Origin of the sequence: Knoellia sinensis KCTC 19936 (assembly GCF_000768705.1) — a bacterium.
GTDB lineage: Bacteria > Actinomycetota > Actinomycetes > Actinomycetales > Dermatophilaceae > Knoellia > Knoellia sinensis.
The window spans coordinates 1-24,656 of record NZ_AVPJ01000010.1 but is presented as its reverse complement, the minus strand read 5'-3'; the positions used below and the strand labels follow the sequence as shown (position 1 = coordinate 24,656).

The 24,656-nt window shown below is 68.9% G+C and carries 19 protein-coding genes and 1 tRNA gene; 13 read left to right on the top strand and 7 right to left on the bottom strand.

The window, feature by feature from the left end; all coding sequences use genetic code 11:
* Positions 1-5: 5 nt before the first annotated feature.
* From thiC to N802_RS12980, 4 genes are read left to right on the top strand one after another with little or no spacing between them, the layout of a single operon-like run.
* Positions 6-1,742, top strand: coding sequence for a phosphomethylpyrimidine synthase ThiC (gene thiC, locus N802_RS12995; protein ID WP_281175145.1), 1,737 nt, complete (start codon positions 6-8; stop codon positions 1,740-1,742).
* Positions 1,739-3,175 (top strand): MFS transporter, encoded by a 1,437-nt coding sequence (locus N802_RS12990; RefSeq protein WP_245613935.1) that lies wholly within the window; start codon positions 1,739-1,741, stop codon positions 3,173-3,175. Before thiC ends, N802_RS12990 begins: the two co-directional genes overlap by 4 nt.
* Positions 3,168-3,986 carry a hydroxyethylthiazole kinase gene (thiM, locus tag N802_RS12985; RefSeq protein ID WP_084072197.1) on the top strand — a complete coding sequence of 273 codons (819 nt, stop codon included), beginning with the start codon at positions 3,168-3,170 and terminating at the stop codon, positions 3,984-3,986. Before N802_RS12990 ends, thiM begins: the two co-directional genes overlap by 8 nt.
* Positions 3,977-4,645, top strand: coding sequence for a thiamine phosphate synthase (locus tag N802_RS12980; RefSeq protein ID WP_035916961.1), 669 nt, complete (start codon positions 3,977-3,979; stop codon positions 4,643-4,645). The genes thiM and N802_RS12980 overlap by 10 nt, the downstream gene beginning before the upstream one ends.
* Before the next feature lie 255 nt (positions 4,646-4,900).
* On the opposite strand, the gene N802_RS19530 is transcribed toward N802_RS12980, so the two are convergent.
* A complete protein-coding gene (locus N802_RS19530; RefSeq protein WP_052109925.1) occupies positions 4,901-8,668 on the bottom strand; it encodes a heterodisulfide reductase-related iron-sulfur binding cluster in 3,768 nt (1,255 codons plus the stop codon).
* Positions 8,669-9,013: 345 nt separating this feature from the next.
* Here N802_RS19530 and cysK point away from each other — a divergent pair, with 345 nt between their 5' ends.
* Together cysK and cysE are read left to right on the top strand one after the other, a co-directional pair.
* Positions 9,014-9,949, top strand: a complete 936-nt coding sequence (gene cysK, locus N802_RS12965; protein WP_035916959.1) for a cysteine synthase A — start codon at positions 9,014-9,016, stop codon at positions 9,947-9,949.
* Positions 9,950-9,990: 41 nt separating this feature from the next.
* On the top strand, positions 9,991-10,599 hold the full coding sequence (gene cysE / locus N802_RS12960; RefSeq protein ID WP_035916958.1) for a serine O-acetyltransferase: 609 nt from the start codon (positions 9,991-9,993) through the stop codon (positions 10,597-10,599).
* 63 nt (positions 10,600-10,662) lie between these two features.
* On the opposite strand, the gene N802_RS12955 is transcribed toward cysE, so the two are convergent.
* The 4 genes from N802_RS12955 to N802_RS20630 form a co-directional block, all read right to left on the bottom strand.
* Complete coding sequence (locus tag N802_RS12955) at positions 10,663-13,083, bottom strand: CHAT domain-containing protein (protein WP_035916955.1); 2,421 nt, start codon at positions 13,081-13,083, stop codon at positions 10,663-10,665.
* Positions 13,084-13,193: 110 nt separating this feature from the next.
* On the bottom strand, positions 13,194-13,697 hold the full coding sequence (locus N802_RS12950; protein ID WP_035916954.1) for a hypothetical protein: 504 nt from the start codon (positions 13,695-13,697) through the stop codon (positions 13,194-13,196).
* Positions 13,694-14,284 carry an RNA polymerase sigma factor gene (locus N802_RS12945; protein WP_035916952.1) on the bottom strand — a complete coding sequence of 197 codons (591 nt, stop codon included), beginning with the start codon at positions 14,282-14,284 and terminating at the stop codon, positions 13,694-13,696. The genes N802_RS12950 and N802_RS12945 overlap by 4 nt, the downstream gene beginning before the upstream one ends.
* Positions 14,281-15,993: a S8/S53 family peptidase gene (locus N802_RS20630; protein WP_211254412.1), complete on the bottom strand. Its 1,713-nt coding sequence runs from the start codon at positions 15,991-15,993 to the stop codon at positions 14,281-14,283. The genes N802_RS12945 and N802_RS20630 overlap by 4 nt, the downstream gene beginning before the upstream one ends.
* A gap of 263 nt (positions 15,994-16,256) precedes the next feature.
* Here N802_RS20630 and N802_RS20625 point away from each other — a divergent pair, with 263 nt between their 5' ends.
* The 4 genes from N802_RS20625 to N802_RS12920 are packed head-to-tail and all read left to right on the top strand — an operon-like array spanning position 16,257 to position 20,970.
* The gene (locus tag N802_RS20625) at positions 16,257-17,765 is read left to right on the top strand and encodes a chymotrypsin family serine protease (protein WP_052109923.1); all 1,509 of its coding nucleotides are present in this window, start codon (positions 16,257-16,259) and stop codon (positions 17,763-17,765) included.
* Positions 17,766-17,768: 3 nt separating this feature from the next.
* Complete coding sequence (locus N802_RS12930) at positions 17,769-18,695, top strand: phosphotransferase family protein (protein WP_035916951.1); 927 nt, start codon at positions 17,769-17,771, stop codon at positions 18,693-18,695.
* Positions 18,692-19,618 (top strand): T3SS effector HopA1 family protein, encoded by a 927-nt coding sequence (locus N802_RS12925; protein WP_035916950.1) that lies wholly within the window; start codon positions 18,692-18,694, stop codon positions 19,616-19,618. The genes N802_RS12930 and N802_RS12925 overlap by 4 nt, the downstream gene beginning before the upstream one ends.
* Positions 19,615-20,970 carry a lanthionine synthetase LanC family protein gene (locus N802_RS12920; protein ID WP_035916949.1) on the top strand — a complete coding sequence of 452 codons (1,356 nt, stop codon included), beginning with the start codon at positions 19,615-19,617 and terminating at the stop codon, positions 20,968-20,970. Before N802_RS12925 ends, N802_RS12920 begins: the two co-directional genes overlap by 4 nt.
* Here the strand turns inward: N802_RS12920 and N802_RS12915 are convergent.
* Positions 20,917-21,282, bottom strand: a complete 366-nt coding sequence (locus N802_RS12915; protein ID WP_035916948.1) for a hypothetical protein — start codon at positions 21,280-21,282, stop codon at positions 20,917-20,919. The two genes, N802_RS12920 and N802_RS12915, sit on opposite strands and share 54 nt — an antisense overlap.
* Before the next feature lie 123 nt (positions 21,283-21,405).
* Here N802_RS12915 and N802_RS12910 point away from each other — a divergent pair.
* The 3 genes from N802_RS12910 to N802_RS12900 all read left to right on the top strand — a co-directional run bounded on the left by N802_RS12910 (position 21,406) and on the right by N802_RS12900 (position 23,768).
* Positions 21,406-21,490, top strand: a tRNA-Ser gene (locus N802_RS12910).
* A gap of 352 nt (positions 21,491-21,842) precedes the next feature.
* Positions 21,843-22,046: a cold-shock protein gene (locus N802_RS12905; RefSeq protein WP_009776543.1), complete on the top strand. Its 204-nt coding sequence runs from the start codon at positions 21,843-21,845 to the stop codon at positions 22,044-22,046.
* A 318-nt stretch (positions 22,047-22,364) separates the two neighbouring features.
* A complete protein-coding gene (locus N802_RS12900; protein WP_245613934.1) occupies positions 22,365-23,768 on the top strand; it encodes an LCP family protein in 1,404 nt (467 codons plus the stop codon).
* Between the two features lie 44 nt (positions 23,769-23,812).
* On the opposite strand, the gene N802_RS12895 is transcribed toward N802_RS12900, so the two are convergent.
* A complete protein-coding gene (locus N802_RS12895; RefSeq protein WP_211254411.1) occupies positions 23,813-24,367 on the bottom strand; it encodes a methylated-DNA--[protein]-cysteine S-methyltransferase in 555 nt (184 codons plus the stop codon).
* Positions 24,368-24,656 lie beyond the last annotated feature (289 nt).

Here is a 24,656-nt window from a genome sequence, read left to right as displayed (position 1 = left end):
ATGCCCTGCAAGAAGTCCATCCCCAGCACCGCCTGAACGCCATCACCGACGGCGATATCTCGGTGCCCGTGACGGCGATCAGCCTCGCTGACAGCCTGGACGGAAGCCCGAACGACGACGTCCTCCTCTATCGCACCGCCGGTCCGGGAAGCGATCCCGAGATGGGTCTGCCGCCGCTGCGTTCCGAGTGGATCGCCGGCCGCGGCGACGTCGAGACGTATGCCGGCCGCGCACCCGAGCTTGCCGACGACGGCCGCTCGGCGGTCCGTCGAGGGAAGGCGAGCCAGTCGTGGCGCGGCGAGTCGCGACCGCCGCTTCGCTCTGCCGAGGGCGCCACGGTGACCCAGATGCACTACGCCCGTCGCGGTGAGATCACGCCCGAGATGCGGTTCGTCGCGCTGCGCGAGGGGTGCTCGCCCGAGCTCGTGCGCGACGAGGTGGCGGCGGGGCGCGCGATCATCCCGGCCAACGTCAACCACCCCGAGTCCGAGCCCATGATCATCGGTCGGGCTTTCCTCACCAAGATCAACGCGAACATCGGCAACTCCGCCGTGACGTCGTCGATCGCCGAGGAGGTCGAGAAGCTCACCTGGGCCACTCGTTGGGGTGCCGACACGGTCATGGACCTCTCCACCGGCGATGACATCCACACGACTCGCGAGTGGATCCTGCGCAACAGCCCAGTACCCATCGGGACGGTGCCGATCTATCAGGCGCTCGAGAAGGTCGACGGCGATGCAGCTGCCCTGACGTGGGAAGTGTTCCGCGACACCGTGATCGAGCAGTGCGAGCAAGGCGTCGACTACATGACGATCCACGCAGGTGTGCGGCTGGCGTTCGTGCCGATGACCGCGAACCGGGTGACCGGGATCGTGTCGCGCGGTGGGTCGATCATGGCCGGTTGGTGCCTGGCCCACCACGAGGAGTCCTTCCTCTACACCCACTTCGACGAACTGTGCGAGATCTTCGCGCGCTACGACGTCGCGTTCAGCCTCGGCGACGGGTTGCGGCCCGGGTCGATCGCCGACGCCAACGACGAGGCGCAGCTGGCGGAATTGAAGACGCTCGGGGAGCTGACCCAACGGGCCTGGGCGCACGACGTCCAGGTCATGGTCGAGGGGCCGGGGCACGTCCCGCTCCACCTCGTGAAGGAGAACGTCGACCTCGAGCAGGACTGGTGCCACGGCGCGCCGTTCTACACGCTCGGGCCGCTCGTCACCGACATCGCGCCCGGCTACGACCACATCACGTCGGCGATCGGTGCGGCGACGATCGCGCAGCACGGCACGGCGATGCTCTGCTACGTCACGCCCAAGGAGCACCTCGGCCTGCCGAACCGCGACGACGTCAAGACCGGTGTCATCACCTACAAGATCGCCGCCCACGCGGCGGACCTCGCCAAGGGTCACCCAGGGGCGCGCGTCCGTGATGACGCATTGAGCAAGGCGCGGTTCGAGTTCCGGTGGCACGACCAGTTCGCGCTCTCGCTCGACCCCGAGACGGCGATGGCCTTCCACGACGAGACCTTGCCCGCCGAACCGGCGAAGACCGCCCACTTCTGCTCGATGTGTGGCCCGAAGTTCTGCTCGATGCGGATCAGTCAGGACATCCGCGACGCCTTCGGCTCGGCGCAGGAGCAACGAGATGCGATCGAGGCCGGGCTGGCGGCGAAGTCGCGCCAGTTCGTCGAACTCGGCTCGAGTGTCTACGTCAGCGACGAGATCGCGGAGGTGGCCCGATGAGCCGCGCCGAATCCGTGGCAGCCACGGACGTGGTGGAGGTGGCCGCGTCCGGTCACGACCAAGCCGACGAAGAATCCGGTATGCCGCGTGCCGGCCGTGCCGCCGTTCGCGCCGGAGTGATCGGCAACTATGTCGACCAGATCAACATCTTCCTGCCGGTGGTGGCTCTGGCTCCGGCTCTCGCGACTCTTGCCGGACCGAACGCCGGAGTCACCAAGGGTGCGCTCGTCATCGTCGCCACCCTGCTCGGTCGCCCGATCGGGTCGATGGTCTTCGGGCGGATCGCCGACCGCATCGGACGCACTGCGACGACCAAGGTCGCCATCGCCGGGACCGCGGTGTCGAGCCTGCTGATCGCGGCGGTGCCAGGCCACGCCGTGATCGGGGCCTGGGCCATCACGCTGGTGGTGGCGTTGAGGTTCGTCGGCGGGGCGTTCCTTGCGGGCGAGTACACCTCCGCGATCCCGCTCGCGATGGAATGGTCGAAGCCGCGACGTCGTGGCCTGGTGTCCGGTCTGATCATGTCGATGTCCCCGGCGGCGCAGTCGACGATCGCGTTCGCGACCGCTGGCCTCATCGCACTCCTCGGCTCGGGAAGTTATGCCGAGTGGGGGTGGCGATTCCCGTTCATTGCAGGCGGTTTGGCGAGTCTGGCGTTGTTGGCCTACTACTCAGCCCGAGTGGCCGACGCTCCCCACGTGACCCGTGAGCGCGAGGCGGCCGATGCCGCGAAGACTCCCGCGTCGCTCGGGTTGAGGGCAGTCCTCGGAGGCGCGTATGCCGGTGTGTTCTGGCAGATGTTCGGCCTCATGACCGGGCTCTGGCTCATGACCAACATGGTTGTCATCGTCATGGCCGGCCGTCTCGCCACGGACCTCGAGCTCTCGGGCAGCGAGGTAGCAGTCGTCGTGGGAGTGGCGTCGGTGACGCAGGCGGTCGTCATGGCCATGACGGGTCACCTTTCGTCGCTCGTGGGGCGGCGCCGGTTCTTCGTTGGCTGGGGTGTGTTCGCGGCCGTCGTGGCCCCGCTCCTCTGGATCGGCACGATGTCCGCTCAGGTGATTCCCGCCGTGGTCGGGATTGCCCTGCTCCAGGTCGTGACCGTCTGCGGATACGGGCCGGTGGGCGCCTATCTGTGCGAGCGACTGCCTGCCCATGTGCGCGCAACGGGCTACGGCACGGCCTACTCACTCTCGATCGTCGGTCCTGCCCTCTGGCCGTGGTGGCTGCCGCACCTCGAAGCCCTCGTGGGGCGCAACGCCTCCGTCGTCCTCGTCATCGCCACCGGTGGGCTCCTCGTTGCTGCTTGGGGCGCTCGGGGGCCGCGATTGTCGCCGGCGGACCTCGACCGCAGCGTCGGTGCCGTGGCTCAGGACCCCGAGCCATCCGTGCCGGCGGCAGAGACTCCTGTGATCGCAACGGCCCGTGACTGAAGCCCTTCGGGACGGGATCGAGCGCGCGGTCGCGAGTCTCCGCGACCGCGCGCCCCTCGTCCACGGCATCACCGGAACGGCGACCCAAGGTCTCGTCGCCGACGGACTCCTCGCCGCGGGCGCTCGTCCCATGCTCACGTCCACGCGCGCCGAGGCGCCCACTCTGGTTCCGATCGCGAATGCCCTTCTCGTGAACCTTGGTTCGCTCAACAACGACGCGCGGGAGGCGATCAAGCCGAGCGTCGAAGCGGCAGTGGCACACGGCATACCGTGGGTTCTCGATCCGACGGCCATTGGGCTGGCGCCGGTGCGCACTCCGTTGGCGCGGGAACTTGTTGCGTTGGCTCCCACCGCGGTGCGCGGCAATGCGTCGGAAGTTCTCACCCTGGCGCTCGGCGCCGGGGGAGGTCATGTCGGACGTGGGGCGGACTCGACGATCACGCCCGATGCTGCTGTCGTGGCGGCACGGGACATCTCCAGAGCGCACGGCTGTGTCGTGGCTGTCTCTGGTGCCGTCGACCTGGTGACCGATGGGCGGCAGGAGGTGCGCGTCGCCAACGGGCACCCCTTGCTCACCCAGGTCAGCGGAACCGGATGCCTCCTCGGAGCGCTCTCCGCGGCCATGGTCGGCTTGGACGATGTGGCAGGCGTCGTAGCCGTGGTTGCCGCCACGGCTCTGCTCACGGTGGCGTCCGAGCGAGCGGCGGCGAATGCGGCCGGGCCGGGGTCGTTCAGGATCCGGTTGCTCGACGAGCTCAACGCTGTCAGCTCCGGGGAGGTCGCCCTCCGGGCGCGGTTGACATGCGAATGATCGACTGGCGGCTGCACCTCGTGACGTCGGGGTCGGGTGCTGACACCGTGGCGGCGGCTGCTGCCGCCGCGCGGGCGGGTGCCGGGATCGTTCAGGTGCGCGCGAAGGACCTGCTCGCGGCCGACCTGCTCGATCTCGTATGCCGTGTGGCCGACTCCGTTGCTTCGGCTGCGCCCTCGACACGGGTCATCGTCAACGACCGGGTCGACGTGGCCTGGGCGGCCCGACGCATGGGCGCCCGGGTTCATGGCGTGCACCTCGGCCAGCGCGACGTGGCGGTCCGGGACGCCCGGGCGATGCTCGGTGCTGATGCGCTGGTCGGGCTCACTGCAGGGACTGCGAACTTCGTGCGCGAGGCTGAGTCGCGGCGGGGGCCGTCGAGGCCCGACTACCTGGGCGCGGGGCCGTTCCGCCCGACGCCGACCAAGAGTGTCGGTCGTCCGCCCGTCGGGCTCGATGGATATGTCGCTCTTGCAGCTCTCACGTCCCTGCCCGTCGTGGCGATCGGCGACGTGCGGCGGGCAGATGTCGCCGAGCTCGCAGGCACGGGGGTAGCTGGGGTCGCGGTCGTGCGCGAGGTGATGGATGCCGCTGAGCCGGAGCTGGTGGCACGGTCGCTGTTGGCCGAGTGGGATCGCGGGGAGCAGGGTTCGGTCTGATTTCGTGGGGCTCAGATGGGGCCAGACGCGCAGTATGTTGCGCGCCTGACCCCATCTTTGCTCGACGGGATTCGCTGGCTGGCGGGGATGCGGGCACAGTGCGGCAAACGCCTGGTTCGAGCGTGGGTGGCGGGGTCGCGGCGGGAGACACCGACTTTGCCGCTCACGGTGCACGGGCCTTGAGTCGGTGCACGCCAGGAAAGCAGATGGCCCCGCCGACGTGAGGTCGGCGGGGCCATCTGCGGCTGGATTCGATCAGTCCCAGGGGTCGGGCGCGTTGAGCAGGTCGTCCGCGTTGGCAACGGGTGCAGCCGGCTCCTCAGCCTTGGCCTTCGTCTTCGCCTCATCGTGGGCGTCGGCCTCAGCGTCAGCGACGGACGTGGACTCGGCGTCGACGTCGGCTTCGACCTCGGCAGCGGCTTCGGTCTCGATCGCCTCGACGGGCTCGGGCACCTCCGCGGGCGCGGTGTCCGAAACCTCAGTTGAAGCCTCGTCGGTTGCAGCCTCAGGCGTCCCGTCGGTCGTCGCCGTGGCGGGCTCGGTGGGCGCGCTGGCGTCGTCCCACGGGTCCGGGGCCGAGAAGAGGTCGTCCTGGACGGCCGTCGCCGAGGGGGTGGCGGTCTCAGCTGACGTGGCGACGTCATCCGTCGAAGCGGCGGCGGCGTCCTCGAGTTTCTCCGGGCTCGGCGCACCTTCGGATGCAGCAGCCTTCTCGGTCACCGTGGCGGGTTCGTCCCAGGGGTCGACGTCGTCGCTGGCCGCAGGAGCGGCAGGTGCTTCGGTCTCCACGTTCGTGGTCTTTGCTTCGGATACGGCCGGAGCAGCGTTGGCGGGCTCGTCCCAGGGGTCGACGTCGTCGCTGGCTGCCGGAGCAGCGGCAGCAGGTTCAGCAGCAGCCGGAGCAGCGTCGGCGGGCTCGTCCCAGGGGTCGGCCTCAGCCGGAGCAGCGGGCGCCTCGGTCTTCGCGGCCGGTGCGGCAGCGGCGGGCTCGTCCCACGGGTCCGCCTCGGTGGCAGCCGGAGCCGCAGCGGCCGGCTCGTCCCACGGGTCTGCCTCGGCAGCAGCCGGAGCAGCTGGAGCAGCCGGGGCGGCGGCGGGCTCGTCCCACGGGTCTGCCTCAGCAGCAGCCGGAGCGGCAGCGGCCGGCTCGTCCCACGGGTCTGCCTCGGCAGCAGCCGGAGCAGCTGGAGCAGCCGGGGCGGCGGCGGGCTCGTCCCACGGGTCTGCCTCAGCAGCAGCCGGAGCGGCAGCGGCCGGCTCGTCCCACGGGTCTGCCTCGGCAGCAGCCGGAGCAGCTGGAGCAGCCGGGGCGGCGGCGGGCTCGTCCCACGGGTCTGCCTCAGCAGCAGCCGGAGCGGCAGCGGCCGGCTCGTCCCACGGGTCTGCCTCGGCAGCAGCCGGAGCAGCTGGAGCAGCCGGGGCGGCGGCGGGCTCGTCCCACGGGTCTGCCTCAGCAGCAGCCGGAGCGGCAGCGGCCGGGGCGGCAGCGGCCGGCTCGTCCCAGGGGTCGGCCTCAGCAGCGGCCGGGGCAGGCGCCTTTGCTTCACCAGCGGGAGCAAAGGCACTCTCCTGGGCGCTACCTGTTGAGGCCTCGCTTGCCGTACCAGCCCCCGCAGCGCCAGCAGTAGCGCCAGCCACAGCGGCACCGGCGGTCAGAGCGGAACCGGACTGACCGGCATACGAGGCGGACTCGGCGGCGACCGCAGCGGCAGCCGGCTCGTCCACGGACCCAGCCTCGACAACCTCGGAGTCCTGACCGCGACGCACCGCAGCCAGCAGCATCTGCGCGACGTCGACGACCTCGACGTCCTCGCCGACACCTTCGGACTGCTTGGCCGTCAGGCCATCCGAGATCATCACGCGGCAGAACGGGCAACCGATGGCGATGCGCTCGGCACCGGTGGCGAGAGCCTCCTCGGTGCGGTTCATGTTGATGCGCGAACCGAGCTTCTCCTCCATCCACATGCGGGCACCACCGGCGCCACAGCAGAAGGACTTCTCCTTGGAGCGCTCCATCTCGCGCAGCTCGACACCCGGGAGGGCGCCGATGAGCTCACGCGGCGGGGCATACACGTTGTTGTGGCGACCGAGGTAGCACGGGTCGTGATAGGTCACTGTCGCAGCAGTCGACGCGGCGTTCTTGGCCGAGGACATGCCCGGGGCATCCGCGGGACGCGCCACCGGCACGAGCTTCTTGTCGCGCACGAGGCGGTTGAGGAGCTGCGTGTGGTGGACGACCTCGAACTTGCCGCCCAGGTCGGGGTACTCGTTCTTGATCGTGTTGAAGCAGTGGGCGCAGGTGACGACGATCTTCTGGACGCCGAGCTCACCCATCGTCTCGATGTTCTGCTGGGCGAGCATCGAGAAGAGGATCTCGTTGCCTGCGCGGCGTGCGGAGTCACCGGTGCAGGTTTCGCCGTCGCCCAGGACCGCGAACGACACACCAGCGGTGTCGAGCAGTTCGGCCACGGCGCGGGTCGTCTTCTTGGCGCGGTCCTCATAGGCGCCGGCGCAGCCGACCCAGAAGAGGTAGTCGACCTCTTCGGCGGACTCGAGGTCCTTGCCGAGGATCTTGACCTCGAACGGCAGGTCCTTCGCCCAGTCGAGGCGGGCGCGTGCACCCATGCCCCAGGGGTTGCCCTTGGACTCGAGGTTCTTGAAGAGGCCACCGAGCTCGGACGGGAACGCCGACTCGATGAGCGTCTGGTAGCGACGCATGTCGACGATGTGGTCGACGTGCTCGATGTCGACGGGGCACTGCTCGACGCAGGCGCCGCAGGTGGTGCAGGACCAGAGGACGTCCTCGTCGATGACGGCCTCGGGGCCGTGCGGGTTGTAGGCCGTGAACGGGCTGTCGATGTCGTAGCCGGTCCCGCCGATGAGCGGCATATCGGCGAACTGCGTCAGCGCCGAGGGCATGGACGCGCGAGCCTCTTCGGAGGCCTGGATCCACGGCGACTTCGCGTCGACGTGGTCGCGCAGCGTCATCATGAGCAGCTTGGGGGAGAGCGGCTTCTCGGTGTTCCACGCGGGGCACTGCGACTGGCAGCGGCCGCATTCGGTGCAGGTGGAGAAGTCGAGCAGGCCCTTCCAGGTGAAGTCCTCGACCTTGCCGACGCCGAGGACGGGCTCGGGAGCGTCCTCGACCTCCTCAAGGGCCTCCATGGCCTCCATCGAGAACGGCGTGCCGTCGCCCATCGTCATCGGCTTGAGGTTGCCGAGCGCGGTGCCACCGGAGGACTCGCGCTTGAACCAGATGTTCGGGAAGGCCAGGAAGCGGTGCCACGCGACACCCATCGTCGGCGTGAGCGAGATGGTGATCATCCAGGCGAACGAGATCAGGATCTTGATGAACGCGACGACGACGATCGCCTGCTCGATGCCGTCCAGCGAGAGGCCCGACCAGATGCCCGACAGCCAGTTGGTCAGGGGGAAGTGGAGGGCCAGGTTCTCCTCGGGGTGGGCGATCTTGGTGAGCGCAGCCTCGAGGGTGCGCAGCAGCAGGATGCAGGTCGTCACGCCGAAGATCGTGAACTCGACGTAGTAGGCCTGCCACCATGTCGACCCGAAGAAGCGCGAGCGGCGCCCTTGAGTGCCGGCCGCCGAGCGCGGGTGCTTCAGCTGGCGGATCGCGATGAGCACGACGATGCCGATGAGGCCGGTCCACGCAAAGAACTCGACCATCCACTCATAGGGCGGGAAGTGCCCGATGATCGGCACGATCCACGACGGCTCGATGAGCTGGCCGAAGGCGTTGACGAGGGTGCCGATGAGCAGGAGGAACGACAGCGCCGTGAACCAGTGCGCGATCGCGACGATCGGAAGCCGCGACATGCGGGTGTGGCCGAGGAACTCCTTGAGCAGCGTCCAGGTGCGCGCTCCCGGGTCGTTGGTGCGACGCGGGTCGGCCTGTCCCATCTTGTAGAGGGCGACGAATCGCCCGATCTGACGGAAGAGGAGGGCGAACCCGACGAGCATCAGCGGGAAGCAGATGGCGGCGGCGACGATCTGGAGCGCGGACATGCTGGGGAGTCTACGGACGTCTAAGCGCTCGCATACCCCTCCGAGAGGGCACTCACAGCAGTTGTGTCAGGACTCACGAGGCGGGAGTTGTGCCGGTCACCGTCCGCTCCCATCCCGTCCCGACCTTCCCGTATGCCGTAGTGCGGCTCGCGCGCGATCGTCGCCAGGGTTTCTGGTTGCCGAGACTTCGTCAGGCCGCTTGCCTGTGCGGGAATACGAGACGGCCTTGTGTCGATATAACTCAATGTTGTTATATGCATAACGCGTGTTGGCGCTCTGGCAGACTTGGCGCCATCCGATCCATCGCGCGCCACCGAGCGCGCCACGAGAGCAACGGAGATCCCAGTGCCCATCCTCGACGACGTCACCCAGGCCGTCGGCAACACGCCGCTCGTTCGCATCAACCGAATCATTGACGCCCCCGAGGGCACGACGGTCGCCGCGAAGCTCGAGTTCTACAGCCCGGCCAGTTCGGTCAAGGACCGCATCGGCGTCGCCATCATCGACGCTGCCGAGGCCTCCGGTGAGCTCCCCAAGGGCGGCACGATCGTCGAGGCCACCTCGGGCAACACCGGCATCGCGCTCGCGATGGTCGGTGCCGCCCGCGGCTACAAGGTCGTCCTGGCGATGCCCGAGTCGATGTCCAAGGAGCGTCGTGCGCTCCTGCGCGGCTACGGCGCCGAGCTCGTCCTCACCGACCCTGCCCTGGGCATGAAGGGTGCGGTCGCGAAGTCCGAAGAGATCGTCGCCGAGCGCGAGGGCGCCGTGCTCGCCCGCCAGTTCGCCAACGCCGCGAACCCCGAGATCCACCGCAAGACCACCGCCGAGGAGATCTGGCGCGACACCGACGGCAAGGTCGACATCGTCATCTCCGGCATCGGCACCGGCGGCACCATCACCGGCGTCGGCGAGGTCCTCAAGGAGCGCAAGCCCGAGGTCCAGATCATCGCCGTCGAGCCCGAGGAGTCCCCGATCCTCAACGGCGGCGCTCCCGGCCCGCACAAGATCCAGGGCCTCGGCGCCAACTTCGTCCCCGAGATCCTCAACACCGAGATCTATGACGAGGTCATCGACATCAACGCCGGCACGTCCGTGGAGTGGGCCCGCAAGGCCGCGACCCAGGAAGGCCTGCTCGTCGGCATCTCCTCCGGCGCCGCGCTCGCCGCCGCCAACCAGGTCGCGACCCGTCCCGAGAACGCCGGCAAGACGATCGTCGTGGTCCTCCCGAGCTTCGGCGAGCGCTACCTCTCGACGATCCTCTTCGAGGGTCTCGTCGACTGACGAGCCGAACACACACCGTGCTCACCTCACCACCTTCGGGTATGCCGTTCGCTCGCCTGCGGTCCCGCCTCCAGCGGGCCGCGGCGAGCGTTCGCGAAGACGTCGATGCCGCGATCGCTCGTGATCCGGCCGCTGCGTCGCGCTCGGACCTGGTGCTGAACTCGCCTGGGCTGCACGCGATCTGGTCCTACCGCGTTGCGCACAAACTCTGGCTCCGACCGCACCTCAAGCCGGCTGCTCGAGTGTTGTCCACGGCGACCCGTGCGGTGACCGGCGTCGAGATCCACCCCGGCGCGACGATCGGCAAGCGCTTCTTCATCGACCACGGCATGGGTGTCGTCATCGGTGAGACCGCGGAGGTCGGCGACGACGTGATGCTCTATCACGGGGTGACGCTGGGTGGGCGTTCACTGGCCAAGGTCAAGCGTCACCCCACGGTGGGGAGTCGCGTCACCATCGGTGCGGGTGCGCGCATCCTCGGCCCGATCGGGATCGGCAACGACGTGCAGATCGGCGCGAATTCGGTTGTCGTGAAGGACGTTCCGTCCGGCGCGATCGCCACTGGAGTGCCCGCGACCTTGCGCTATCCGAACCACCCGGGCGAGGACCCCTACGAAGCCCTCTTCCGCGAGCCAGCCCTCTTCATCTGAGGTGTCCCCAGCTCACCCAATTGGACGGTTGGGAACGTTGAAACGTCTCCGTCCTCAACCGTCCTATTGGGTGAGTTGGGGACGGGACCAGGTGCTGCCGTAGGCGCAGAATGCCTCGGCACCTTCGACCTCGACAGCGGTGTCCCGTAGCGCTGTTGCGACGTCGATCCCCGCAACCAGGTGTTCGTGCAGGCGTGCCATCGCCGACGCTGCCACGTCATCGTGCACGGGGTTCGTCGCAGCAACGACGCACTGGACGCCGAGGCTGAGCAGGGCGGCGGCCAGTCCGAGTGGCTCGTCGCCCGGCCGCCCGCGGCTCCGACCGACATCGCACGCCGACAACACGACGAGTTCGGCGGCCAGGGGCGCCGTGAGCTCATGGGCGAACACCGGGCCGTCCACCATGTCGAGGCTGGAGAACAGCGGGCTCTGGTCGACGTGGTGCCCGTGCGCCGCGAGGTGCACGACCGACGCAGAGGACAGCGCGGCCCGAACGTCCGAGGACGCGGCATAGGCGTTCGGGGTGAGGGGCGAAGACGATTCCGTATGCCGTCCCCACACCTCTGCGACCGCGCCCACCTCCTGGCGGGACCGGGGTAGTCCGGGGCCCGCGAGTGCCGCCACCGCGACGGGGGCAGCCGCGGCGTCGGCGCGCCGAGCCCATGCCGTGACGGAAGGGGCAGCGAGGACTGGGTGGTTGCGCAGTGAGGGCAGCGTGCGCCACGGAAGTGCGGCGAGACCAGCGGTCGGGACGATGACGACCGTTCCGGCGAACTCGACTCCGCTGAGCAGCATGTCGTCGACGTCGCGCAACGAGCGCATGCGTGCCCGGTCCAGGAAGGCTGCCATGGAGGGCCGAGCAAGTGCGGCGGCGCGCGCGTCGGCTGTGGCGCGGGTGGCGGCAGTTGCTACGTCCTTGGCTGCACCCACGACGCTCTGACGGATGCGGGACCCGTTCACGACGAGACGCACGATGGCCCCGCGCATTTCGTGGAAGGTCACGACCGTCGCCCCGCGATGAGTCGAGAGCTGCCTAGCGGCTGACGCAGTGGTGGGTCTCAGACCCTCGTTGGCGCGGTCGCCCTTCACGGTGCGAAGCCGCGTCGTGATGGCCTCCTGCAGCGCGGTCACTTCGTGGTTGTGCTGTCCCGCAGCATCGCCGGACTCGCGGCGCAGTCGGCGCAGCCGGCCGACGAGTTCGAGGGTCTGTGCATCGTCCGAAGGGCGCAGGGGTGGGGTCCGGTGCGATGCCGCGCGCCACCGCTCAACACTGTCGAAGAGCTCATCAGGAGAGCCCGAATCGGATGCTGCACCCACGTCTGCGTCACGGATTCGAGCCGCGTGGAATGCCAGTCCGGCCCGGACCTCAAGGCTGTGCACGCTGCCCTGGTCTCGAGCAAGGCGTTCTGCCGCGACCCGCATGACGGCAGTGGCGCGGGGGAGGTCGCCTTCAGCAGCCGCGAGCCGAGACAGGAGAAGGTGCTCGTGCAGGAGGACCCCGAGCGCGACGGGATGGCCGTTGTCGAGGCGCGCAAGTTCGTCGCGTGCGGTGTCGAGGTCACGTCGGGCCAGGGCCACCTCCGCCTTGATGCGAGTGGCCAACCGTTCGGCCGGAAGCACGGGTTCGGTGGTGTCCCAACGCGCCGCGACCTTCTCTGCGCGCGCCAGTCCTCGCCCGACGCCGAGGTCGACGGCTGCGCCGAGCAACTCGACCTCGTCCACGCGTTCGGTCGCGTGCAGCGCCTCGAACGTGCGCGCGGCGCGACCCGCCCACGAGCGTGCCCTGGCCAGATCGCCCCGCAACAGGGCAGCCCGTGCCAGGTCGAGTTCGATGTCGCCACGTTCCACGGGCTGGCGGTCGTGGCGCGCCGCATCGAGTGCGCGTTCGAGCACATCCTCGGCCTCGTCGATGAGCCCCGCGTCCAAGAGCACCTTGCCGTGGTCGAGGAGGCCACGGGCATTCGTGATGTCGACGTCGACGTCCATGGCCTCGCGCATCAGGCGCAGCGCGGTCGGGATGTCTCCGGAGAGATAGGCGAGGCAGCCGAGGTTGTGCCGCGCCTTGTACTCCTGTGCAGCGAAGCCGTGCTCGACCGCGACGTCCAGCGCTCGCATCAGGTCTCGCCGTCCGGCATCGTGGTCCAACAGGGAGACCTCGGCCAGACCGCGGTTGAGGAGGGCGGCACAGCGTTCGCGAGGGACGAGTTCGTCGAGATGCGGCTCCACGAGCCCCAGCTCGTCGAGGGCGTCCCGCCAGTTCGAGCACATCACGTGAATCGCCCCCGCCTGCAGGTGTGCCTGGACCTCGAGCAACGGGGCGGACTGCTCCCGGGCGAGCGCTCGCACATCCTCAAGGAGTGCGAGGGCCGCTTCTGGGCCGTCGATCGCCAGCCGCGAGATTGCTCGAGTGATGAGGATCCGGCCGCGGAGCCTGGCGACCTCCGCCGCGCCGTCGTGCTCGGGCGCGTGGGCCTCGAGCTCCATGAGTGCACGGGACAGCGCAGCATCGCCCCGGCGGTAGTGTCCCGCCGAGTTCTCGCTCTGCCCCTTCGCGTGGAGGGTGCGCGCCGTCTCTAAGGTCAGGCCTCGGCCTCTCAGATCTCGATTCCAGGAGTGATGACGGGTCGGGTGTGAGGTTGATCGGACTGGCGGATGACGAGGTGCACGGTCCCGCGTTCCACACCCTCGAAAACGAACCGGCCGTCGTCGTCAGCCGTCGTGGTGCTCGTGCGGGTCCGCTCGCGCAACTCGATCTCAGCAGCGGGAGCCGTGACCCAACCGCGCAAGGTCGTGACGCCGCGATCTGCCTCCTCGAGGGAGACCATGATGCTCAGGCCATCGCTCTCGAAGGTCACGGTCGTCGCTCGGTCGTATTCGGTCGTCCGGACGTTGGTGGCCAGGGATCCCTCGCTGATGAGGTGAGCGACCTCTGCCTCGAGACTGGCCACGGTCATGGCGAACTTCACGCGTTCGGTGAGTCCACTCGGCACGGGGTCGGTGGTGCTCAGGTGTGTGCGAACCAGCGCCAGGGCGCGCTCGTCGGCTGCGTCGATCGGCTGCCCGGCAAGGAGGTCCTCGCTGTGATTGGGGGTGTTCATGCCGTCACCTCCCACGCCGGGTCGGCGGTGAGCGCCAGCCGGAGCTTCGCGAGGCAGCGACCTCTGGTCGGTCCGATGCTGCCGACCGGAATGCCGAGGGCCTCACTGACTGCCGAGTAGTCCGGACGGTCGACGAATGCCACGAGCCGGAGCAACTGCTGACATCGCTCGGGGAGCCGCTCCACGTGCTGCCAGATGGCCCTTGCGAGTTCTCGCTCTTCGGAAGCGAGGGCCGGGTCAACGCCCGAAGTGGGGGGAGGGGTGTCCGATGTTGTCGGCTCATCCCATGACTCACGCGGTATGGTGCGCCGCCCTCGCCGCACGGCATTCCAGGACTCACGCTTCGTCGTCATGAGAAGCCATTGGAGGACAGCCTGCGGATCGCTGATCTCAGCGGCATGCTCGACCAAGCGGAGCCAGGTGGTCTGGACGACGTCCTCCGCAGTGGCGGGATCTGCGCCTTGGGCTCTGGCCGTGTGCCAGAGAAGGGGCGTCACCTGGTCGACGAGGGCACCCATGGCGCTGGAGTCCCCAGAGCGGTGCAGGCTGAATGCGTTCGCCGCTGCCGCGGCGAGCCCGGAGTTCATGAGCCCACCTTGGCTGGCTTCAGTGCCTCGGCGAGGGCCGCGTGGGCCCGCGCGCTGCGCGCGCTGACGTCCTTGGGGGCCGGGTCCGCCTTGTGGAGGCCGGCGGCGATGTCACCGGCCAACGCGGGGGCTGCGAACGACGTCCCACTCCAGAGCCCGAAACCGCCGCTGAAGTCATCCGAATCGACGGCACCGCGGGTGGGGATGGCAGGTGCCACGACGCCCGGCGCCGACTGCTGGAGGAGCGCTCCCCGGGAGGAGGCATTGAAGCTCGTGGGCATGGTGCTCACCACCGAAGTGGCGGCCCGGTAGTACTGGACCCACCCACCGGTATTGGAGTAGATCGACACGGTGCGACGGTCGGGGTTCAGGGCGCCGACGCTCATCATGGGAGCAACATCGGTGGCGTTCGAGGAATCTGCTGCGACCTTCGACGCATAGGCGGCGGGGAAGAACTCGACGTCGCTCGCGTTGTTGCCGACTGCTGCGACGATCGTCACGCCCAGGCGGGCGAGTCCGCGCAGGACCCGGAACAGGGCCTCTTCGTCGTCGAACTGGCCAGGCGTCTCGTGGCGGTACCCGAGAGACAGCGTGAGCACGTCGATGACCTGCGTGGGGTCGCCACTGGGTTGGGTCGCACTGAGCTGCCGGACATACAGCCCAGTCAAGGCGCGCACGACGTCCAGCTCGTCCGCGACTCCGTCTCCCCACATGACGGGTACGGACAGGATGCGGGCGTTCGGGCAGTGCTGGCGCACGATGCCGGCGATGAAAGTGCCGTGTCCGGCGAGGGGGTCCAGTCGTCCGTTGACCTTGTCGAGGGTGACGCCCGTTCCCTCAGGGTCACTCCCAGGCGGGAAGGTCACCCCGAGAGGCAGGCCCGTCGACTTCTTCGGGTGTCGTTCCGCCCGAGGGCCTTCGGGGAACCACTTGTGTGTTCCGAGGCCGGTGTCGAGGGTTGCCACGACGGGTCCGTCTTCGGAGGTGGGTTCGGGCGGGTCAGCGGACCACACGACGGGGACACGGCCCCGCGGTCCGCTGATGCCGTCACCCCAGCCGATGCCATCGCCCCAGCCGATGCCGTCACCCCAGCCGATGCCATCGCCCCAGCCGATGCCGTCACCCCAACCGATGCCGTCACCCCAGCCACTGGCGGTCATCACATGCGCGAGGCCCACGCCATCGAGAACATCCTTCGGGAGCGCGGGCTCCTGTCTGCCGCTCGACTCGTCGGAGGTGGGCTTGCTCCCCTGCTTCTCGGCTGCGCGCTTGTTGCGGGTCTCTTCGCGTCGTCGGTCCCTGCGAGCGCGAACCTGCTCGACCATGGGCCAGGCATCAGCCGCGTCTCCGTCCTCATCCATCGGAACAAGGTGAACCGCAGTGTGCGCGATGGCGTCGACCTCCTTCGCGAGGCCCTTCTTCCGTGCGAAGGCGATCGAGTTGTCCTCCGGCACGAAGTCCAAGGTGTAGCCCTTGGCCTCTGCCATGGAGCGCAGTTCCTCGATGGCGGGATCCGCCGAGAGTCCCCGTAGCCCCGGGATCAGGAGGACGTCACCGACGTACGCCGTTGGCTCCGGGGCGCGGCGTCCTTGACCGCGGTGGGCGCCGCCCGGGTCGACGACTCGAGCGCCCAGTCGGCGGGCGCCTGTCCCCGGTATCCGTGTGGGAGGGATACGACCGGGACGTGCGGCGTCTTTGTCGTTGCTCATGTCTGCCTTCCGTGCACATTCGACCGAACCCGGTGGCAAGTGCCCCGAGTTCAGCCTAGGCATTGGCTGTGTCACAGGGAAGGAGTTCGCAGACCGCGCCCAGATACGTTCTCGCACAACTTTTTCTGCACATTCGCGTGGGGCCCTGGTTCCGGGGCGGCAGGGGCGACCTTTGGTGCGGATGTATCTGACGGGGAGTTCGCTACTCCTGTGGTGATGTCGGGGCTGTGCAGGGGCGGCCCCGCTCACTCAAGGAGCAGGTCATGGCAACTCAGCCCGAACAGGCCGCACAGCGCGCCGCCATCAGACCCGTGAAGGAATCGGTCGAGGACGAGCTCCTCGCCAAGGCCGGAGTCGTCGCCGTGGACATCGCGGAGAAGGAGACCGACGGCAAGAAGACCGGGGAGCAAAGCATCGTCGTCTTCGTCGAGAAGAAGAAGCCGAAGTCCAAGCTGGGCAAGGGGGCAGCCATCCCGGCGGAGATCAACGGCATCAAGACCGACGTCCAAGAACTCGTCATCGAACTCCAGCCGGCCTACAAGTTGGTCGACGGCACGGAACTGTTCGTCGATCCGGCCGACTACCCGACGCTCGCAGGCGGCATCAGCATCGGCCCGCGCCGGAGTGTCTTCCTCTCGCCTCCCGACGTGGACGCTCCCGGGAACTATGTCTTCGTCGGCACCCTCGGCGCCATGGTCCGAGACCGGGCGACCGGAGCGACGATGGCGCTGACGAACTTCCATGTCGCGTGCGTCAACAACACGTGGAGCGTCGGTGACCGCATGGTCCAGCCGTCCCTCGTCGATGGCGGCGCGCCGACCGGCGAGTTCGGCTCGCTCACGCGTGCCGCAATCTCGGAGAACATCGACGGCGCGGTCATCACCGTCGATGCGTCGGAGCCATGGACCGCCTCGGTCACGGGCATTGGGGCCGTGGCGGGGAGCGCGATGGCCACGGTCGGCATGGCCGTTCAGAAGCGCGGGCGCACCACGGAGCACACGTTCGGCACGGTGCAGTCCACCGACTTCACCGTCTCGGTCGACTACGGCAGCGACGTCGGCCCGCGGACCCTGCGGCACCAGATCCGCATCGACACCGACACCTCGCGCAACCCGCGGTTCTCGAACTCCGGAGACTCCGGTTCGGTCGTCCAGGACATGTCTCGCAACGTCGTCGGGCTGCTCTTCGCCGGTGCCACCGACGGCTCGATGACCTTCGCCAACCCGATCCAGGCAGCGCTTGACGAGCTCTCGGTCGACCTGCTCGTGGCGAAGCCGCTCGTCACCCGACCCATCAACACCTGCTTCAAGACCCGTCTGACGAGTTGCCTCATCACGCGCCCATACGTCGCGTGTCCGCCGCCGCGCACGCGGTTCCCCGTCGACTGCCTTGTGACCAGGAAGTACATCTGCGACCAGGTCACGCGTCCCCCGATTTGCCGCCCCACCCGTATCCCGCTCTGCTTCAGTGACGAAGGGAAGCGGCCGGGTCCGAGGGGTGCGTCGCCCTACGGCCCCTCCGGTTGGGGCGACGGCATCTCCGACTACGGCCAGGCCGGTTGGGGCGACGGCATCTCCGACTACGGCCAGTCCGGTTGGGGTGACGGCATCTCCGACTACGGCCAGTCCGGTTGGGGTGATGGCATCTCCGATCACGCGGTCGCTCCGAAAGAGGCCTACTGGAGCGGCTATCTCGCCGCGCTCGAGGAGGTCGACGGTCTCGATGCCGACGCCTCCGGCACGACTGGCTCCGGCTCAGGCGGAGGGGCCTGAACCGTGGCTTCGTCCCCCAGCCTGCTTGGCGCAGCCGTCCGACACGGGCTCGTTCCCGTGGCGGACGTCCGTGCCGGACTGGTCCGAGTGCGGCCGGTCTCGCGCAGCAACCCCGTCCACGTCGTCGAACGCGACGGCGTGGCGGTGGCCTACGTCAAGCAGGTTGGGGCTGCCGCGCGTCTCGACGGTGACGACATCGTCGACACCGAGACGCGCATCCTGGGCGCCATTGCGCCCCTCGGGCTCACACCGACCCTGATCCGACAGGGGGGATCGGGGTCGGTGTGGCTCGCAGCACTGCCCGGCACGGAACTGGGTCACGTCAGTGGCGACGCGATCCTGCGCCCGGCGGCGGTCGACCTGGGGAGGGCGCTGTCCCGCTTGCACCGTCACCCCGTCGCGGGCGCGGACCTTCCCGTGGCGCCGACCCCGTGGCCCTTGCTCGATGGACTTCCGCCGTCCATGGAGGGTGGTCACGGACGCGTTGACACGAAGGCGATTCTCGACCGGCTCGAGGACGCCGACGTCCGCCGAGCCCTCGACGTCGCCCGCGCGCAATGGCGACCGACGCACCTCGTCCACGGCGACATCGCGGCCGGAAACGTCCTCGTCAGCACCACCCCGGCTGGAGACGTGAAGGTCGGACTGATCGACTTCGAGCTCGGTGGCCTGGGGGGCCCGGCGCATGATCTCGCCTCTGCCGCAGCGATGCTCACCGATCTCTCGCGTCCCGGTCTCGACCTTGCGGCACTGTGCCTCGACGCCTATTGGACCGCCTGCGGCCCGGCATCGTTCACCGCTGAATGGCGCTGTGTCCGTGCGCTTCTCACTGCCTGGCAGGTCGCCCTCAGCCACGGCGACGAGGGGTCGGCGGACGTCAACCGCCTCCTCGCGCGCGCCACAGCCGCTGCGCAGGAGACCCGGCCATGAGCGCCTGGCGACCCGAGCACGCCGCCCAGCTGCTCACGGCATACACCGTTCTTCGTCGTTCCGCGGACGGCGAGCCGCCCGCGGAGGTCCTCTACCGCCAGTGGTATGCCGTCCGCTCGCCAGCCGCGATCCCCTTCCGTCCGTGGGACGCGCCGATCAGTGCCGTGGCCCGGGCGGCACACGGATCCGCGAGCGACTGGGCGGACGCCGACTCGGTGGTCGTCGCAACCGGTGTCGCAGGCGTCGTGGTCGTCGCCATGCCGGGAGGACGCCGAGCCCTGTGCCGTGGCGAGTACGTGACGACCAGCGGTCGGCCCGGCTTCCCGCCGCGCGTGGGCGATCGTGTCCGTGCACTGCGCCGACTGGGTGCCAGTGCCCAGGACGGGTGGTGGCGGACGTGGGGCGAGGGTTGGGACCGGCGCAACGTCCCTGACGAGTTGGACAGGGTCTATCTGCGTGTCAGAGCGGGGAAGACGGCTTCGCTCGTCAACGTCGTGACTTCGGCTCTCGGACACGCGAATTCGCGGTCGTGTGCTTGGCTGCTCAAGGTGGCTGCGATCCCGGACGAGCTCACCCGGGCGGATGGCTGCGTCCTGTATGTGGCGGGGGCGGACCGGGAACGCGTGCGGGCCATGGTCGCCGACCGCGTGACCGGCCTGACGCAAGGATCGCCGCCACCCCTCACCGAGACCGTTGCCGATGGCGTCGGCTGGGCCGAGGATCCCGGAACGGGCGAAAGCTTCGGAGAGGTGCGGTGCGCGGCGATCGCGGCGGCATATGAGCGAGTTCTGTCCGCCCGCGCACCCTCGGACGCCGTTTCCGCGGACGAGTGGCTCGATGAGGTCGCGCAAGAATTTCGGCGGAGGGCAATCCAACCGAGGTCCCCGCACCGAACCACTCGTGAGGCAGAGGTGGCGACATGAGCGCCGTCTCGAACGAGCAGGAGTTGGACGTCATGCCAGTGGGCCGGCTCGACAACGACGACCGCGCGCGCGTCCTGGATGCGGCTCACTCCTGCGTCGACCTGCTCGTACGGACGGCGGTCCTCGACCGCGCCGGGCCGACCTGGCCGTCCTGGGAGATCGGCAGCGACGGGCGGCCAGTTGGCATTGTCGCCGGTCGGCGCTCCCTCTATGACGGCGATGCCGGGGTGGTGTGGGCGCTGACCCACCTCGGCACCGCCCTGAACCGCCCGGACGCTGCCGAACTCGCGGCGTCCGGCGCCACCACACTCCTGCAGGCACGCCCGACCGGCCCGGACGTGCCTGCAGGCCTTCTCGTGGGCGAGGCCGGTCTCGACCTCCTGGGCAGGGTGGGCTCCATGGTCGAGCGGCGCTGGTCCGAGGGGAGCGACCTGACCGACGGCCTCGCCGGGATCTTGCTGACTCTGGCCCGAAGCCGTCGCCACGAGGACCACGCGGTGGCGATTGTCGCGGAACTGCGCCACCGCTCCGTCGCCGAGCAGTGGGGCCGGAGTTGGCCCGATGTCCGGCTCTCCGGTGACGGCGGGAGGCCGTTGTGCGGACTCTCGCACGGAGCGTCGGGAGTGGCGTGGGCCCTCGCCGAGGCGGCAGCCGTGTGGCCCCGGCTGGGCTCGGAGGCACTGCCCCTGGCGGCGGATGCCTTGGCTTGGGAAGCCTCTTGGAGTGATCAGGCGCGCGGTGGCTGGCCCGACCTGCGAGAAGGCGACATCACCTGGCCCGACCTCTGGTGCCACGGCTCGGCCGGTGCGGGAGCAGTGCGGCTGCGGCTGCTCGAACTCGCCGATGCCGGACTCGAGGTGCCGTGGTCGGTCGACACGACTCGAGCGGAGGCAGAGGCTGCCGTACAGCGGTGTGGTCATGCGATGACCGTCGCAGCCCAGGTGGCGGCCGAACAGGGGGCCGAGGCTGCGCACGCAGGCTGGACCCTGTGCCACGGGGCCGGTGGCCCGGCGGGGGTGATCGCCCTCGCGTCCGACGTGTTCGACGTGGCCGAGCACCGCGATCAGGCCGTCGCAGCGGCTGCGCTCACCCTGCGCTCGGGCTCGGCCGATCCGGAGGAGTGGGCGTGTGGCCTGGAGGGGGCCGACGGTGACGTGTCGCTCCTCAACGGAGTCGCCGGGACGGCGATGCTGCTCGCTGACCTCGCCCTGCCCGGCATGGTGCCGTCGCTCGTCCTGCTGGGGATGGGAGGCGTTCGGTCCGGGCCTTCGGCGTCGGTCGACTCCCTGACGGACCCGTCAGCGTCGGGTGGCCTGAGCCCAGGGGTCGTCGGTTTCGCGGGTCGCGGCTGACGCGACTCCCGATGCCACCCAGGGGTCACCACCGGTGGTGCGGTCGCGGCCGTCGGAGACCTGCGAGGGGACGGTCCGGGACGCGCGGAGGCGCTCGCCCGTCGCACGGGCGGTGTCGGCGACGAAGTCGGCCACGACGGGCGCGGCCTTGGTGCGGGCGCTCTCCTTGGCGGCAGCGACCTGCTTCTGCACGGGCTTGCTCTGCCACACCTTGCCCGAGACCTTCTTGATCTGGGCATAGCGCTGCTTGCCGGCGCGGGCGCCGAGGACGTAGCCGGCAGCAAGGCCGACCATGAAGCTCATCTTGGGCATGGGGAGGGGTCCCTTCGGTTCTGGCTTCCGACCCTACCTGCCGGGAAGCGTCAGTCCGGGTTCTGTGTCAGGGGAGCGGACGGCATACCCTGTGGTTCGGTCACCGACGCCGTCGGTGAGCCGGGCGGGTTCGCATAGTGGCCTAGTGCAGTCGCCTTGAAAGCGACCAGAGTGAGAGCTCTCGTGGGTTCAAATCCCACACCCGCCGCCCAAGTGCCCCTCGACTGATTGCCCCGCGCTGCACGCGCTCGCTGCGCTCGCCGTGCAGCGCGGGGCAATCAGTCGAGGCGTGGCAGGGTCCGTTCTCAGTCCGTGAACACTTCGCGACGCGAGTTCGTAGAGCAGGCACACCATGGGAGTTTGCTGGTAAGTTCGTGACCGGTTGCACAACAGCAGTTCCTCGCAGGTCGCAGTACGCGCCCGTCTGGCTTCCACAGAAGGCGGGCGTTGATGTGTCAGAGCCGGTCATCCGACTCGGTTTGGGGTTTGGTTGCGTGCAGCCGATGGGCGCCGCGATTCTGCTGCGTCCTAGTGCTACACACAGGAAAGAGTTACCCCACATGGCACAGGGCACCGTGAAGTGGTTCAACGCTGAAAAGGGCTTTGGTTTCATCGCCCAGGACGGCGGCGGCCCGGATGTGTTCGTTCACTACTCCGCCATCGACACCCAGGGCTACCGCAGCCTCGACGAGAACCAGCAGGTCGAGTTCGAGGTCACCCAGGGTCCGAAGGGTCCGCAGGCCGAGCAGGTCCGCCCCCTCTGATCGAGGACTCACCACAGTCTTTGAGCGAGGCCCTCTCCACCACCGCGGAGGGGGCCTCGTCGCATGCTCAGGCCGCTTCTTGATTGCGTTTTCAAACGCTTTTCAGGCGGGCGCAGGGGTGCCAGCATTCACTCAGGTGGCACCCCTACACTCGTCCGGGCGCGTTGCCCATTTGGGGTGGCGCGCAACTGATTCGGAACCCCGGACGTTGAGGAATGTGTGTACGACGAGCCTGAGGCAGGACGGCCTGCCGCGACCCGCGCGCAGCAGCGCGTAGTTCGCGATGCCGCCCGACGCCGCAAGCGCAGGCGTACGGGCGTGGTCTCAAGCTTCATGGTCGCGCTCCTCGTCTTCGGAATGGCTGGGACCTACGCCAAGCTCAACGGCAACATCGACCGGCTCGACATCTCCGCGTGGGTCGGCAAGGACCGGCCCACCCCGTCGGGCAACGTCGACAGCGGACCCCTCAACATCCTGCTCATGGGCTCTGACGTCCGTCAGGGCGCGGGCAACGAGGAGTACGGCAGCGGGGACTGGGAGCCGGGGCAGCACTCCGACACCAACATCCTCATGCACATCTCGGGTGACCGGGAGTCCGTGACGATGGTGTCGATTCCGCGCGACTCGATGGTCCCGTCCCCGCCGGAATCTGGCGGCGAAGGCTGCAACGGCGACATCCCCGAGGAGCAGTGGGAGGTCCGCCAGTGGAACAAGAACTTCAACCTGGGCGGACCGGGCTGCGTCATCCGCACCCTTGAGGGCAACACCGACATTTTCATCAACCATTTCGCCGTCGTGGACTTCAGTGGCTTCAAGGGCATGGTCGACGCGCTGGGTGGCGTCCCCGTCTGCACGCCCGTGGCCATCGACGATCCCCAGGCGGAGTTCACCCTCGCGGCGGGTCGGCACACCCTCAACGGTGAGCAGGCGCTCGGCTACGTCCGCACCCGCAAATCCGTGGGTGACGGATCGGACATCGGGCGCATCAAGCGCCAGCAGGCCTTCCTCTCCTCGGTGGCGCAGCAGGCCACGGACTCCAAGCTGCTGTTGCGACCGGACAAGCTCCTCCGCTTCCTCGGTGCGGCCACGAGTTCGCTCCAGATGGACGAGGACTTCGGCCTGGGGCCGATGAAGACCATCGCCGAGAGCGTCAAGGGCATCGGCGTCGACAAGATCCAGTTCGTCACCGTCCCGACCGAGGCGTACCCCGAGGACGACAACCGGGTCCAGTGGGCCCCTGCCGCCGACCAGCTCTGGGAGGCAATTCGCACCGACCAGGACATCTCCAAGCCGGCGCCGAAGCCCAGCCACTCGGACACCACCCCGCTCACCGTGTCTCCCGACGAGATCCGGGTCGAGGTCGTGAACAACTCCGGTGTCGTGGGGTTGGCCAAGCAGGCCCTCGAGGGGCTGCGGGTCCAGGGTTTCGTCGACCCGACCTCGAGCAACGGCACTGGCTTCAGCGACGGTGTCGTGATCGAGCACTCGCCCGACAAGGCCGACTCCGCAAGGACGGTGGCCGCTGCCTTCCCGGGCGCGACCCTCAAGCCGGTGTCAGACATGGGCGAGCGCGTCCGCGTCATCCTCGGCAAGGGCGCCCCCGCTGTGGCCGAGGTGCCCAACAGGCTCGGCGACGAACCCCTCCCCAAGCCGACCGTCACCACGACCCCTTCGGTCGGTGGGATCGAGACGCGCAAGGCGGACCAGGACCTCTGCTCCTGAGCTCCTGAACTCCTGAGCTCAGGTGTCGCTGGCGCCGACCGCGCTCAGAAGAGCCGCGACTCGGCGACTTCTGGAGGCTCCTCGAGCCCAAGGAGACGTGCCTTGCGATCGAGCCCACCGGCATACCCCGTCAAGGAACCATCGGAACCGATGACGCGATGGCACGGGATGAGGATGCTCACCGGATTATGGCCAACTGCCTGCCCGACGCGCTGGGCGAGGTTGACGTTGCCCAGCTCGCGCGCGATCGCGCCGTAGGTGGTCGTGGTGCCGTAGGGGATCGCTGCCAGCAGGTCCCAGACCTTCTCGGAGAACGCGTCGCCATGCGTCGCGGTCGGGACGGTGAATGCCGTCCGCTCGCCACGGAAGTACTCGCTGAGTTCGCGCCGTGTGGACTCGAACAGGCCATCCCCACTCACCGCAACGGGTGCACCGATCGAGCCCACCGCCGGCGGGTGCCAGTGGCCCGGGAAATAGAGCCCGGCAAGGGCCTCACCCTCGGCGACGGCCATGAGGTCGCCCAGCTCGGTCGCCAGCGTGGTGTGGCGACGTGGTGCGCGCGCCGATGGCGTCGACGGCTTCGTCTGGTTCGTCGTCATCATGCCCATTCAACGCGATGGGGCCGACACGTGTGAGCACATGGCGGGCGAACCGGTGCCGAGGTTCGTCAGTCGGGGGTCGTGTGACGGGTCGGGAGGTGCAGCCAGAGATCCCGACCCGCCACACAACCCCCGACCCGTGAAACGGACTCGCGAACGGAAAGGCCCTGGTCGCATCGCTCCCAGCATCCACCGGCCTCCGGGCATGAAAAAGCCCCGGTCGCAAGCTCCCGGGGCAGTTCCATGCGCGGAGGCGGAGGTGTCGAGTCTCAGGACATACGCAACAGAT

Bases quoted from the DNA above. Each gene is read 5' to 3' on its own strand.
- N802_RS12990 (WP_245613935.1), top strand. From the start codon at position 1,739: ATGAGCCGCGCCGAATCCGTGGCAGCCACGGACGTGGTGGAGGTGGCC.
- N802_RS12980 (WP_035916961.1), top strand. From the start codon at position 3,977: ATGCGAATGATCGACTGGCGGCTGCACCTCGTGACGTCGGGGTCGGGT.
- N802_RS19530 (WP_052109925.1), bottom strand. From the start codon at position 8,668: ATGTCCGCGCTCCAGATCGTCGCCGCCGCCATCTGCTTCCCGCTGATG.
- cysE (WP_035916958.1), top strand. From the start codon at position 9,991: ATGCCGTTCGCTCGCCTGCGGTCCCGCCTCCAGCGGGCCGCGGCGAGC.
- N802_RS12955 (WP_035916955.1), bottom strand. From the start codon at position 13,083: ATGGAGCTCGAGGCCCACGCGCCCGAGCACGACGGCGCGGCGGAGGTC.
- N802_RS12950 (WP_035916954.1), bottom strand. From the start codon at position 13,697: ATGAACACCCCCAATCACAGCGAGGACCTCCTTGCCGGGCAGCCGATC.
- N802_RS12945 (WP_035916952.1), bottom strand. From the start codon at position 14,284: ATGAACTCCGGGCTCGCCGCGGCAGCGGCGAACGCATTCAGCCTGCAC.
- N802_RS20630 (WP_211254412.1), bottom strand. From the start codon at position 15,993: ATGAGCAACGACAAAGACGCCGCACGTCCCGGTCGTATCCCTCCCACA.
- N802_RS20625 (WP_052109923.1), top strand. From the start codon at position 16,257: ATGGCAACTCAGCCCGAACAGGCCGCACAGCGCGCCGCCATCAGACCC.
- N802_RS12925 (WP_035916950.1), top strand. From the start codon at position 18,692: ATGAGCGCCTGGCGACCCGAGCACGCCGCCCAGCTGCTCACGGCATAC.
- N802_RS12920 (WP_035916949.1), top strand. From the start codon at position 19,615: ATGAGCGCCGTCTCGAACGAGCAGGAGTTGGACGTCATGCCAGTGGGC.
- N802_RS12915 (WP_035916948.1), bottom strand. From the start codon at position 21,282: ATGCCCAAGATGAGCTTCATGGTCGGCCTTGCTGCCGGCTACGTCCTC.
- N802_RS12905 (WP_009776543.1), top strand. From the start codon at position 21,843: ATGGCACAGGGCACCGTGAAGTGGTTCAACGCTGAAAAGGGCTTTGGT.
- N802_RS12895 (WP_211254411.1), bottom strand. From the start codon at position 24,367: ATGACGACGAACCAGACGAAGCCGTCGACGCCATCGGCGCGCGCACCA.